11 protein-coding genes are annotated in these 12,159 nt (G+C 70.5%); 5 read left to right on the plus strand and 6 right to left on the minus strand.

What is annotated here, in order from left to right; genetic code table 11:
- The coding region (locus tag WFG93_RS12835; RefSeq protein WP_336646731.1) for an HNH endonuclease signature motif containing protein at window positions 1-504 on the plus strand (504 nt) is incomplete at its 5' end.
- A gap of 27 nt (window positions 505-531) precedes the next feature.
- Here the strand turns inward: WFG93_RS12835 and WFG93_RS12840 are convergent.
- Entirely contained in the window at window positions 532-1,494 is a 963-nt protein-coding gene (locus tag WFG93_RS12840) for a nucleoside hydrolase (RefSeq protein ID WP_336646732.1), read from the minus strand.
- 87 nt (window positions 1,495-1,581) lie between these two features.
- Between WFG93_RS12840 and WFG93_RS12845 the strand changes: the two genes are divergently transcribed.
- Together WFG93_RS12845 and WFG93_RS12850 are read left to right on the plus strand one after the other, a co-directional pair.
- Window positions 1,582-3,180: an acyl-CoA carboxylase subunit beta gene (locus WFG93_RS12845; RefSeq protein WP_336646733.1), complete on the plus strand. Its 1,599-nt coding sequence runs from the start codon at window positions 1,582-1,584 to the stop codon at window positions 3,178-3,180.
- Window positions 3,177-3,431: an acyl-CoA carboxylase subunit epsilon gene (locus WFG93_RS12850; RefSeq protein WP_336646734.1), complete on the plus strand. Its 255-nt coding sequence runs from the start codon at window positions 3,177-3,179 to the stop codon at window positions 3,429-3,431. Before WFG93_RS12845 ends, WFG93_RS12850 begins: the two co-directional genes overlap by 4 nt.
- Before the next feature lie 245 nt (window positions 3,432-3,676).
- Here WFG93_RS12850 and WFG93_RS12855 read toward each other — a convergent pair whose 3' ends face one another.
- The 4 genes from WFG93_RS12855 to WFG93_RS12870 all read right to left on the minus strand — a co-directional run bounded on the left by WFG93_RS12855 (window position 3,677) and on the right by WFG93_RS12870 (window position 7,887).
- A complete protein-coding gene (locus WFG93_RS12855) occupies window positions 3,677-4,684 on the minus strand; it encodes a hypothetical protein (RefSeq protein ID WP_336646735.1) in 1,008 nt (335 codons plus the stop codon).
- A complete protein-coding gene (locus WFG93_RS12860) occupies window positions 4,681-5,919 on the minus strand; it encodes a sensor histidine kinase (protein WP_336646736.1) in 1,239 nt (412 codons plus the stop codon). Before WFG93_RS12860 ends, WFG93_RS12855 begins: the two co-directional genes overlap by 4 nt.
- On the minus strand, window positions 5,909-6,571 hold the full coding sequence (locus tag WFG93_RS12865; protein WP_336646737.1) for a response regulator transcription factor: 663 nt from the start codon (window positions 6,569-6,571) through the stop codon (window positions 5,909-5,911). Before WFG93_RS12865 ends, WFG93_RS12860 begins: the two co-directional genes overlap by 11 nt.
- A gap of 65 nt (window positions 6,572-6,636) precedes the next feature.
- Entirely contained in the window at window positions 6,637-7,887 is a 1,251-nt protein-coding gene (locus WFG93_RS12870; protein WP_336646738.1) for a class I SAM-dependent RNA methyltransferase, read from the minus strand.
- A 34-nt stretch (window positions 7,888-7,921) separates the two neighbouring features.
- Between WFG93_RS12870 and WFG93_RS12875 the strand changes: the two genes are divergently transcribed.
- Together WFG93_RS12875 and WFG93_RS12880 are read left to right on the plus strand one after the other, a co-directional pair.
- Window positions 7,922-8,569, plus strand: coding sequence for a Maf family protein (locus tag WFG93_RS12875; protein WP_336646739.1), 648 nt, complete (start codon window positions 7,922-7,924; stop codon window positions 8,567-8,569).
- A 67-nt stretch (window positions 8,570-8,636) separates the two neighbouring features.
- Entirely contained in the window at window positions 8,637-10,406 is a 1,770-nt protein-coding gene (locus tag WFG93_RS12880; protein WP_336646740.1) for an acetyl/propionyl/methylcrotonyl-CoA carboxylase subunit alpha, read from the plus strand.
- 290 nt (window positions 10,407-10,696) lie between these two features.
- Here WFG93_RS12880 and WFG93_RS12885 read toward each other — a convergent pair whose 3' ends face one another.
- Window positions 10,697-12,148 (minus strand): NAD(P)H-quinone dehydrogenase, encoded by a 1,452-nt coding sequence (locus WFG93_RS12885; protein WP_336646741.1) that lies wholly within the window; start codon window positions 12,146-12,148, stop codon window positions 10,697-10,699.
- Between the last annotated feature and the right edge of the window lie 11 nt (window positions 12,149-12,159).

Raw genomic sequence — 12,159 nt, forward strand, 5'->3', positions numbered from 1 at the left:
GATAACCCCGCCCAACTCGACGCACACGCCACCATGCACCCCGACACCGCCCGCACCCTCGCCGGACACACCACCGGCTGGACCCGCCTCTTCCTCGACCCCACCGGCCTGGTCACCCACACCGACACCTACACCCCCACCGAACCCATGCGCCGCTTCCTGCGCGCCCGCGACCAGCACTGCCGCTTCCCCGGCTGCCGCACACCCCTGCACCACTGCGACACCGACCACACCCACGACTGGGCCCTCGGCGGACCCACCAGCACCGACAACCTCGCCCACCTCTGCCCCACCCACCACGCCCTCAAACACCCCGACATCCCCACCCGACACCGCTGGCACGCCCGACAACTCCCCGACTGGACCCTCGAATGGACCAGCCCCACCGGACGCACCCACCACGACCGACCACCACGACGCGTCATGTTCACCCCCAGCCCACCGCACCCCGACCGCTGGACCACCCACGGCGAAACACCACCCTGGGAGACCGACGGCGGCTAGTGACTCAGCGGCAAGAGGACCGCAGGCTCACTCCCCCGGCAGGCTCAGCACCGTCTGCACGAAGAGGTCGGCGACGGCATCCGCATGGATGTCGAGTGCCACGTCCGACCGCGACCACTCGTCGTCCAGGCCGTGCAGCCGGTCCTCACCGGCGAACGGGCGGCGATCGACGATGGTCTGTCCCCGTCCGTATCCGCTGAGCTCGACACGCACGGGCAGGTTCTCGAAGCGCACCAGTTCGGGTGCGACGATCGCGCACACCGCGCCGGCGTCGCCGATCAGACCGGTGTACGTCAGCGATTCGTCCTCGCTCAGCGCCACCCGATGCCCCAGCAGCTGTCCGACGATCCGGCCGACGCGGTGCGAACCCGCGGCCAGCTCGTCTGCGCGGGCCTGCTGCACCGTCACGCGATTGAACACATCCAGCCCGTACATCACCGTCGGCGCTCCGGCATCGCGCACGATCGCCGCGGCTTCCGGGTCGTGCCACACGTTGAACTCCGCCACGGCGGTCGCGTTGCCGACGCTCGCCGAACCGCCCATGAACACGATGCGCTCGATGCGCTCGACCACCTCCGGATGCGTGCGCAGCAGCAGCGCGAGGTTGGTCTGCGGCGCCAGCGCGATCAGGGTCACCGGCGTCGGATGCTGCATGATCAACCGGCGCATCAGGGCCACGGCCGACTCGTCGGCCGCATTCCGGCCGCTCTCGGGCAGGACGATGCCGCCCAGCCCGTCTGCGCCGTGCACGTGCGAGGCCGCCCGCGCCGGCGCGATCAGCGGACGCGAGGCGCCGCCGGCGACCGGAACATCCGCTGCTCCCGCGAGATCCAGGACCCGCAGCGTGTTGTCGACGACCTGCTCCAGACCTGCGTTGCCGGCCACGCAGGTGACACCGATCACATCGATCTGCGGATGGGCGACGGCGAAGAGCAGGGCGAGCGCATCGTCAATGCCGGTGTCAACGTCCATGATCACGGGAATGGGCATGCAGAAGAGCATACGCAGGGAACGGCTAAAGGAATCCGCGTTGCGTTGTGCTGAGCGTCCAACAGCCGCGCGCACCCCGGCGCTAGGGTGGAATCCGTGACGGACACGCCTGACCTCTCGACCACGGCCGCCAAGATCGCGGACCTCCGCGCCCGCTTCGCCGACGCGGTCGTCGAGCCCGAGAAGATCGCCCAGCAGAAGCAGCACGCGAAGGGCAAGATGACCGCCCGCGAGCGCATCGAGCTGCTCGTCGACACCGGCAGCTTCGTGGAGTTCGACGAGTACGTGCGCCACCGCACCACCTCCTTCGGCATGGACCGCAACCGCCCGTACGGCGACTCGGTCGTGACGGGCGTCGCGACCATCCACGGACGCACGGTCGCGGTGTACTCGCAGGACTTCACCACGTTCGGCGGTTCGCTCGGCGAGGTCGCCGGCGACAAGATCATCAAGGTCATGCAGTTCGCCCTGCAGGGCGGCATGCCCATCATCGGCATCCTCGACTCCGGCGGCGCCCGCATCCAGGAGGGCGTGCTCGCCCTCAGCAAGTACGGCGAGATCTTCCGCCACAACACCCGCTCCTCGGGCGTCATCCCGCAGATCTCCATCATCATGGGACCCGCCGCCGGCGGCGCGGTATACGGTCCTGCACTGACCGACTTCGTGATCATGGTCGACAAGACCAGCCAGATGTTCGTCACCGGTCCTGATGTGATCAAGACCGTCACCGGCGAAGACGTCGGCATGGAGGAGCTCGGAGGTGCCTACACGCACAACACCCGATCCGGTGTCGCGCACTACCTCGCCGAAGACGAGGACGACGCCCTCGACTACGCGCGCACCCTGCTCAGTTTCCTTCCCGACAACAACATGGCGGAGATCCCCGCGTACGACACGCCGTTCGAGTGGGAGACGACGGATGCCGACCAGACGCTGAACCGCATCATCCCGGACTCCCCCAACCAGCCCTACGACATCCACACCGTCATCGAGCACATCGTCGATGAGGGCGACTTCCTCGAGGTGCAGCCTCTGTTCGCACCGAACATCGTCATCGGCTTCGGGCGCGTCGAGGGTCGCTCTGTCGGCATCATCGCGAACCAGCCGTCCCAGATGGCGGGCACACTGAACATCGAAGCCGGCGAGAAGGCCAGCCGCTTCGTGCGCTTCTGCGACTCGTTCTCGATCCCGATCGTCACCCTCGTCGACGTGCCCGGCTACCTGCCCGGCACCGACCAGGAGTGGACGGGCGTCATCCGCCGGGGCGCGAAGCTCATCTACGCCTACGCCGAGGCGACCGTCCCGCTGGTGACCGTGATCCTGCGCAAGGCCTACGGCGGCGCCTACATCGTGATGGGCTCCAAGCAGCTCGGTGCCGATGTGAACCTCGCCTGGCCGACGGCGGAGATCGCGGTGATGGGCGGACAGGGCGCGGTGAACATCCTCTACCGTGGTGAGATCAAGAAGGCCGAGGAGGCCGGCGAGGACGTCGCCGCGGTGCGCACCCGTCTCGCGAACGAGTACACCTACAGTGTCACCAGCCCGTTCCTCGCCGCTGAACGCGGCGAGATCGACGGCATCATCGAGCCAGCGAACACCCGCGTCGCGATCGCGAAGTCGCTGCGGGCGCTGCGCGGCAAGCGCGCCGAGCTGCCCCCCAAGAAGCATGGGAACATCCCGCTGTGACCGATTCCGACTGCGCCGACCGCACCGACCGCGCTCCCCGCACCGACCGCGCTCCCGAGATGCAGATCCTGCGTGGCGGGCCCACCGAGGAGGAGCTCGCGGCGCTGATCGCGGTCCTCACCGACGCCTATTCGCACGAGGCCGAGGAGGCCGTGGCCGAGGTGGCGCCGGTCTCGGCGTGGCAGCGCACGCAGCGTGGCATCCGCCAGCCCCTGCGTCGTGACATCCCGTGGGGGCGTTACGCGGGTTGATCCGCGAAGAAGCGCGGCGCGCGTGATGCTCGAGGGATGCGATTGCTTGTCCCCCGAAATACCTACAGACAGAGTGCGCGCGGCCCGGGAGACTGAGATCGACGCTTCGCGTTAGGCGGCTGCTCTGTCCCAGGGTAGGCAGACGCAATACCGCCCCCTGCGGACAGTTTTCGGGTAGCTGTTCCGCGCCAGGCGAGGGGCCGGCGACTACGCCGCCCCTCGCCTTTCTCATTGCGCCACGCGCATCATGTATCAGCACGCGGTCTACGCGGGATCTCATGCCACAGCTCCACCGCGTCGTCGTCGTTCGCCCCGCCCGCCGCGCGCCCCACCACTGTGACCGCATTCGTGTCGTCACGCGCGGCGCGGATGATCAGGCGGTGCGAGTGCGCCTCGGCGAGCACCTCGGCGAGCTCATCGCGGATCTCCTTCACTCGCTCCTCGTCGATGCCGTCCAGGCCGCCCTCATCGAACACCGTCACCGACGATCCGGCCCGCCGCGCCTGCGCGATCGCCTCGCGGACCGCGTCACTCATCAGGCTCGCGCCCCGCAGCTCGTCGCGCAGCGTGCCTTCGGCGAGCCGGGCCTCGAGGCGCTCCTGCTCGGTGAGTGCGCCGCGTGCCGCGACGGTGCGGCTGAGCACCGGACCCGCCACCGCGAGCGCTCGCTGCGCCCGCACGCGCCGCTCCCGCTGACGCACGAGCTGGGTGGCGTGCCAGGCCGACACCGCGCGCTGCACATCGGCGAGCCGCTCGGTGTCGCGCACCGCGCGATCCCAGAACAGCACGAGCAGCTGCGCCACGACCACCCAGGTCATCGAACCGACCAGGCCCAGCGTGAACGCCGCGCCCGGACCCATGAAGACCGAGGTGACGACGATGAGCGCGACCAGCATCGCCCAGCCGAACACCTGTCGCCGGCGCACGATGCACACCACCGCCAGCAGGCCGATCGCGCCGATGTACCAGGTGGCGAAGGGCGCGCCGCGCAGCGACGGCTCCAGCGCGACGCTCACCAGCGTGGGCACGATCAGGCTCGTGGCCAGCGCCAGCACCGCCGGCGCCACCCGCATCCGCACCTCCGCCCCGGCTCCCAGCACGGCCGTCAACGTCGCAGCGAGGTACAGCGCGATCGCCCCGACGATGAGCAGCGGTCCGTCCGGCTGCACCGTCCAGGCGATGCCGCGCGCGGCGAAGTACACCGCGAAGCCGAGCGCCAGCGCGGTCATGATGCTGCGCACCGACCGCCTCATGCCGGCTCCCATCCGAGCACGACCGTGGTGCCAGCGGCATCCGAGTAGATTTCGGAGGTACCTGCCACGGCCGCCATTCGAGCGACGATCGAGGCGCGGATGCCGAGGCGGTCCTCGCCGATGGCATCCGGATCGAACCCGGTTCCGGCATCGCGCACCGTCACGGTGAGTCGGTGCGCGTCGGTCGATTCGGCGATCACGTGCAGTCCGCGCCCGCCGGCGTGCGCGAGGGCATTGCCGATCGCCTGCCGCGCGGCGAGCACGATCGCGCGCGCCACCTTGCCGGGCAGTTCGGCGTTGGCCACCCCCCGCTCTTCGACGATGGCATCGACGCCGTGCTCGGAGAGCGTGCGTCGCAGCTCCGAGATGATCTGCGAGCGGGCCACCGGCTCGTCACTGCCCTCCTGAGCGATCGACGCCTCGGTGTTGGCCAGACGGGTGAGCGCTTCGCGTGCCATCGCGACCGCCAGCATCCGCGCCCGCTCGCTGTCGGCCCGCTCCGCGGCGATCAGCGCGGCCAGCACGCTGTCATGCATGAGCGCGGACATGGCCACGCGCTCCTCCTCCGCAGCCGACGCGGCCGCGGCGGAGGCGTAGCCCTCCACCGCTCGCGCGCGTGCCTCGTCCACGCCGGCCGCCACCTGGCGGAACATCCATGCCAACGCGATGATCACCATGCCCAGGATGATCGTGAACGACACGTCGAAGGCCGTGGTGATCCAGTAGCTCTGCTCGAACCCACCCTGCACCAGCCGGACGTAACCGTAGATGACCGGCAGAGCGAGGGCCCACAGGAACTGGGTGAACGGACGGAAGGCGAGCATCGCTGCCACGACGGCGATGTTCACCAGGAAGAAGATCCACGGCTGGTCCGCGGCCTCGCGCACCGTGCGGTCGACCACGATCGGCCACAGCACCAGCGCGATCGCGTAGGCGACCACAAAGGTGCCGGCGCCCTGCTTGATGCCCTTGCCGATCAGGCAGGCGACGATCATCCACAGCAGTGGGCCGAAGACGAGCACCATCATCCCCAGGCGCGCGCCATCGGCGCGGGCGAGTCCGCTCATCGCCGCCAGCAGCGCCTGCACGCCCAGTGCGGCCGATCCGATGGCGGCAACCGTCGACAGGATGCGCTCCATCCGCTGGCCGGTGAAGCGCTCCAGCCCCATCCCCACCTCGCCCTGTGAGGGGATGCTGCTCCACGCGTCGCGGATGCTGCTGGTGTCAGCCGCCACTCGGGACCCCGTCGGGCGCGACGATCCCGTCCTCCATCGCCCGACGCAGCAGGTCGACCTTGGTCGGTGCGGGACGCCCCACCTCGACGTACTTCACACGGATGCGCGTGATGTTCTCCTTGGCCGTCGAGTACGCCACACCCAACCGCTCCGCCACGGCCTTCAGCGGCAGCCCGGCGGCGTACAGGCGCAGCACCTCGCGCTCGCGCGTGGACAGCTGCGCGTCGGCGAACTCGCGGTCGCCTTCGACGGCGCTCGCCCACTCCACGTTGTTCAGCGCCTCGCCGCGCGCCACCGTGTGGATGGCGTCGAGCACGTCGTCGAGAGTCGAGGACTTGCTCACCACGCCGGCAGCACCGGCCACGAGCGCCTCACGGACGGATGCCGGACGATCGGCCACGCTGTGGATGACGACGCTCGCACCGTCGGCGACCAGCGTCTGCACGTTCTCGGTGACGGTGGTGCCGTCGCCGAGCGTGAGATCGAGCACGACCACGTCCACAGGCGGTTCGCCGGACGCGGCGCGCCAGGTCAGGTACTCCTTGACGGTGGCACCCGAGAAGACGACCTGCTGCTCACCCCCGCGCAGGCAGGCGGCTTCCAGGCCGAGACGCACGGATTCGTGGTCGTCGATGAGGGCGACGGTACTCATCCCGCCAGCCTAGCGAGTTCCGCCGCGCAAGCGCGGCCGGACGCGGCATGCGGTCATCGCAGCGTTCAGCGCGTGAGCAGCGCGACCGCCTCGACGTGGTGCGAGTGCGGGAACAGGTCGAACGCGCGCAGCGAGGCGACGTCCCAGCCGCGGGAGCGGAAGGTGCCGAGATCGCGCGCGAGGGCGACCGGATCGCACGCGACGTAGACCACGGCGTCCGGATGCAGTGCGTCGATGGCCTCCACCACCGCTCGCCCCGCGCCGGAGCGCGGCGGATCCAGCACCACCGCACCGGTGCGGGACTTCTGGTCCGCTCCCGCATCCTCGCCTGTTCCGGCGAGGAAGCGGTCCACGCGGGCGGTGACAGCGCGCACGTCCGCATCCGCCAGGTTCTGGCGTGCGTGCTCGGTGGCGCGACGATCCGACTCGACCGTGACGATGTCACGTGCTCCCTGGCCTGCCAGCGTCGCGGCGAACAGGCCGACGCCGCCGTAGAGGTCGAGGTGCACGGCATCCGGATCGACGTGCCCGGACAGCGCATCGCCGACGGCGCGGTGCAGCGTCTCCGCCGCGCGCGGATGCACCTGCCAGAAGCCGCCCGCGTCGAGCTGGAAGCGGCGCCCGGCCACGGTCTCGAACACGCTCTCGGTGCGCTGACGCCCGGCGGCCGGGCTGCGCCGGCCGCGCGCCCCCTCGGGCCGCGGCAGCACGCGAACTCGGCCATCGCCGGGTTCGACGAGATCCACTCGTCCGGGGCGCTGCGCCGGCAGGGCCAGCGCCGCCTCCGCCACGGCAGGGCGCGCCAGCGGCAGCGCGGCGACGTCGATGATGCGGTGGCTGCGGGCGGCGTAGGGACCGACGCGGCCGTCGGCGTCGACGTGCAGCGACACGCGGGTGCGCCATCCGGTGCCGTCGCCGTCGTCCACCGCCGCGACCTCCCCGGCGCGCAGGCCGGGACCGGCGAACTTGTCGAGCGCCTCCTGCAGCACCTGGGCCTTCAGCACGCGCTGATGGCCCAGCTCGATGTGACCCAGGTCCGCGCCGCCGACGCGGTTCTCCGGCACCCTCGAGACATCGGCCTCCGCCCAGACATGCGCACGGCGGTGCGGGGAGGCGTCCAGCACCTCGAGCGTCTCGGCCCGCCAGAAGCGCTTGGAGTCGGCGTCGGCGCTCGCGGGCTCGTCCAGCGCGACGCGCACCCGCTCCCCGGGGATCGCGTCGGGCACGAACACGACGCGCCCCTCGTGTCGGGCGATGAAGGTGCCGCCGTGGGCGATCCCGGTGATGTCGAGGTCGAGGGTGCGCACGGAGGTCATCCCTCCAGGATCCCACACCGGTTAGCGTGGAGGTATGCGCGTGTGCCTGGCATCCACCTCTCCCGCCCGACTGATGCTGCTGCGGCAGGCGGGCATCGAGCCGCTCATCATCGCGCCCGCGGTCGACGAGGACGCCGTCTCGGCCGCCGCCGCCGAGGAGCGCGGCGCCGCGCTCGCCCCCGAGGAGCTGGTGCTGCTGCTCGCGCGGGCGAAAGCCGCGGATGTCGCGGGCCGCATCACCGACGAGCATCCGGGCTTCGACGGGATCGTGATCGGCGGCGACTCCATGTTCGCCATCGGCGGCGAGGTGCACGGCAAGCCGTACACGCCGCACGCCGCCCGCGAGCGCTGGCAGCGGATGCGCGGCGCGACCGGCATCCTGCACTCCGGTCATTCGGTGTTCCGCGTCGCGCCCGGCACCGGGCCGGTGGAGGCGACGGCCGTCGCCGAGGCGGCGGTGAGCTTCGCCGACGACGTGACGGATGCCGAGCTCGAGGCGTACATCGCCAGCGGCGAGCCGCTGCACGTCGCCGGCGCGTTCACGGTCGACAGCCTCGGCGGCGCCTTCATCACGCGCGTGGAGGGCGATCCGTCCACGGTGGTGGGGATGTCGCTGTCGACACTGCGCCGTCTCGCCGGTGAGCTCGGCGTCGTGTGGACGGACTTGTGGTCTCGACCATAACGGTTCCGCCGATTTCTTGTGGAGAGTCGTCAAAACGATCGGCGACGACCTCGCTAGGCTGAAGCTCATGCCTGATATCGCCAAGGTGCTCATCGCGAACCGCGGCGAGATCGCCGTACGCATCGCCCGCGCCGCCCGGGACTCCGGGATCTCCTCCGTCGCCGTGTACGCCGACCAGGACCGTGACGCCCTGCACGCGCGACTCGCCGACGAGGCCTATGCGCTCGACGGCTCGACCAGCGCGACGACGTATCTGCAGATCGACAAGATCCTCTCGATCGCCCGCCGCGCGGGCGCAGACGCCGTGCACCCCGGGTACGGATTCCTCGCCGAGAACGCCGCCTTCGCCCGCGCGGTGATCGACGCCGGGATGACCTGGATCGGCCCCTCCCCCGAGGCCATCGAGGCCCTCGGCGATAAGGTGACCGCCCGTCACGTCGCCGAGAAGGTCGGCGCTCCGCTCGCCCCCGGTACCCCCGGACCGGTGGACGGCGCCGACGAGGTCATCGCCTTCGCGAAGGAGCACGGGCTGCCCATCGCCATCAAGGCCGCCTACGGCGGTGGCGGTCGCGGCCTGAAGGTCGCCCGCGAGCTCGACGAGGTCGCCGAGCAGTTCGAGTCCGCCACCCGCGAGGCCGTCGCGGCCTTCGGCCGGGGCGAGTGCTTCGTAGAGAAGTACCTCGACAAGCCTCGGCACGTCGAGACGCAGTGCCTGGCCGACGCCGAGGGCAACGTCGTCGTCATCTCCACGCGCGACTGCTCACTGCAACGCCGCCACCAGAAGCTCGTCGAGGAGGCCCCCGCACCGTTCCTCACCGACGCGCAGAACGAGCTGCTGTACTCGGCCTCGAAGGCGATCCTGCGCGAGGTCGGCTACGTGGGCGCGGGAACCTGCGAGTTCCTCATCGGCGCCGACGGCACCGTGTCGTTCCTCGAGGTGAACACGCGCCTTCAGGTGGAGCACCCGGTCTCCGAGGAGGTCACCGGCATCGACCTGGTGCGCGAGCAGTTCCGCATCGCCGCCGGCGGCACCCTGGACTACGACGACCCGGCGCCGCAGGGCCACTCGATCGAGTTCCGCATCAACGGCGAGGACCCGGGCCGCGGCTTCCTGCCCCAGCCCGGGCCGATCAACGTCTTCAAGACCTTCGGCGGCCCCGGCATCCGGCTCGACTCCGGCGTGACCGCCGGGGACTCCGTCTCGGGCGCCTTCGACTCGCTGCTGGCGAAGATCATCGTGACCGGCCGCGACCGCGCCGAGGCGCTGGAGCGCTCACGGCGCGCGCTGGAGGAGTTCGAGGTCGCGGGCATGCCCACCGTGCTGCCGTTCCACCGCCGCGTGGTCAACGAGCCCGCGTTCGTCGCGGCGGACGGCGACTTCGCGGTGCACACGCGCTGGATCGAGACGGAGTTCGTCAACGACATCCCGGCCTGGGATGGCGAGCTCGACGAGCCCGCCCCGGCGCCGGGACGGCATACGGTGGTCGTCGAGGTGGGCGGAAAGCGCCTCGAGGTGAGCCTGCCCGACCGGGTCACTGCGCCCGTCGCGGGCACCGCCGGCCGGCCCGCCGCGGTGCCGCCGTCGCGGCGCAGTCACGCCACGACCGCCAACTCCGGTGCGTCCGGTGACGCGGTGAAGTCGCCCATGCAGGCCACGATCGTCAAGGTCGCGGTGGAAGAGGGCCAGCAGGTCGTCAAGGGCGATCTGGTTGTCGTGCTCGAGGCGATGAAGATGGAGCAGCCGCTGCAGGCGCACAAGGACGGCGTGATCGGCAACATCGACGCAGCGCCCGGCAGCACGGTCTCGGCCGGGCATCAGCTGCTGACGATCAGCTGACCTCGCCTCTCCGCCGCCAGCGTACTCGGCCACTCAGCCCCTCCCCACCCCCAGAGAAGTCACCCACCCTCCCAGAGGGGTCAAGAAGTGCGGCATCCGGGCCCCGTCATGCGACGTTTTCCGACCCCTCTCGTCTGAGGAGCGCCTCTTTCCTGGGGGCGCCTCTCGAGAGGGGTCAAGAAGTGCGGCATGCCGCCCCTGCCATGCGACGTTTTCTGACCCCTCTCATCTGGGGAGCGCCGCACGAGCGGGGAGTGCCTCACGCGGGAGGAGCGCCCCACGGGCGAGGGTCAGGAGAGGGAGTGCACGGCGTGCATCGCGCGACTGGCGTCGGTGATGCTCGTCGTCAGCGACGGATACGCCGCGAACACCCGCGAGACCTGATCGACCGTCAGGCGCCGCTCGACCGCGATCGCCAGGGGGTAGATCAGCTCGGACGCGCGCGGCGCCACGATCACGCCGCCGATCACGGTGCCCGACCCGCGACGCGCGATGATCTTCACGAAGCCGTCCTTGATGCCCATCATCTTCGCCCGCGGGTTCGCCGCGAGCGGCAGCTTGTGCGCCACGCCCTGCGCCTCGCCGTTCGCGATGTCGCGCTCTGAGTAGCCGACGGTCGCGATCTCAGGCGCAGTGAAGATGTTCGCGGTGATGCGTCGCTGCTCGAGTGGGATGACGATGTCGCCCAGCGCGTGGAAGATCGCGGTGCGCCCCTGCATGGAGGCGACGGATGCCAACGGGAAGAAGTTCGTGCAGTCGCCGACCGCGTAGATGTTCGGCACTGAAGTGCGCGCCACGCGGTTCACCCGCACATGACCGGATTCGGTCAGCTCGACGCCCGCCTCGCGCAGTCCGATGTCGGCGGTGTTCGGGATCGACCCGACCGCCATCAGGCAGTGGCTTCCTTCGACGGTGCGTCCGTCGGCGAGCGTCACCAGCACGCCGTCCTCGGTGCGCTGCACGCTCTCCGCACGCGCCTTGGACAGCACCTGCATGCCGCCGCGGGTGAACACCTTCTCGAGCACCTTGGCGGCGTCCTCGTCCTCGCCCGGCAGCACCTGGTCGCGGCTGGAGACCAGCGTCACCTTCGCCCCGAGGTTCATGTAGGCCGAGGCGAACTCCGCCCCGGTGACACCGGAGCCGACGACGATGAGATGCTCGGGCAGCGCCTTCATCCCGTACAGCTGCGTCCAGGTGAGGATCCGCTCGCCGTCCGGCTGGGCCGAGGGCAGCTCACGCGGTGACGTGCCGACCGCGACGACGAGCGTGTCGGCCTCCACGCGATCGAAGTCGGTGCCACCGGGCCCGGTGGCCACGACGAGTGCGTTCGGGCCCTCGAGACGGCCGTGACCGGAGAGGATGCGCACCCCGGCCTCCAGCAGCGTGGCGCGCATGTCCTCGGACTGCTGACCGGCCAGCGCGAGCAGGCGCTTGTTGACCGCGGCGAGATTGATCGCCACCTCGGGCTTGAGCGGCCGGTCGTTCTGACCGCGCGCGTAGAACTGCACGCCGAGATCTGTGGCGCCGGCGATCGCGACGGCGGCGTCCGCGGTGGCGATGAGGCTCTTCGATGGCACCACGTCGGTCAGCACAGCCGAGCCGCCCACCCCGACCCGCTCCACGAGGGTCACATCCGCTCCCAGCTGGGCCGCGGCAAGAGCTGCCTCGTATCCGCCGGGGCCGCCACCGAGGACGGCCACACTCTGCCTGTTCGCGAAGGGAGTCTGAGACATGAACTCCATTCTCCCTCAAT

It is taken from the genome of Microbacterium sp. USHLN186 (assembly GCF_037145155.1).
In the GTDB taxonomy this organism is placed as follows: domain Bacteria; phylum Actinomycetota; class Actinomycetes; order Actinomycetales; family Microbacteriaceae; genus Microbacterium.

Bases quoted from the DNA above. Each gene is read 5' to 3' on its own strand.
- WFG93_RS12840 (WP_336646732.1), bottom strand. From the start codon at position 1,494: ATGCCCATTCCCGTGATCATGGACGTTGACACCGGCATTGACGATGCG.
- WFG93_RS12855 (WP_336646735.1), bottom strand. From the start codon at position 4,684: ATGAGGCGGTCGGTGCGCAGCATCATGACCGCGCTGGCGCTCGGCTTC.
- WFG93_RS12865 (WP_336646737.1), bottom strand. From the start codon at position 6,571: ATGAGTACCGTCGCCCTCATCGACGACCACGAATCCGTGCGTCTCGGC.
- WFG93_RS12870 (WP_336646738.1), bottom strand. From the start codon at position 7,887: ATGACCTCCGTGCGCACCCTCGACCTCGACATCACCGGGATCGCCCAC.
- WFG93_RS12875 (WP_336646739.1), top strand. From the start codon at position 7,922: ATGCGCGTGTGCCTGGCATCCACCTCTCCCGCCCGACTGATGCTGCTG.
- WFG93_RS12885 (WP_336646741.1), bottom strand. From the start codon at position 12,148: ATGGAGTTCATGTCTCAGACTCCCTTCGCGAACAGGCAGAGTGTGGCC.
- WFG93_RS12880 (WP_336646740.1), top strand. From the start codon at position 8,637: ATGCCTGATATCGCCAAGGTGCTCATCGCGAACCGCGGCGAGATCGCC.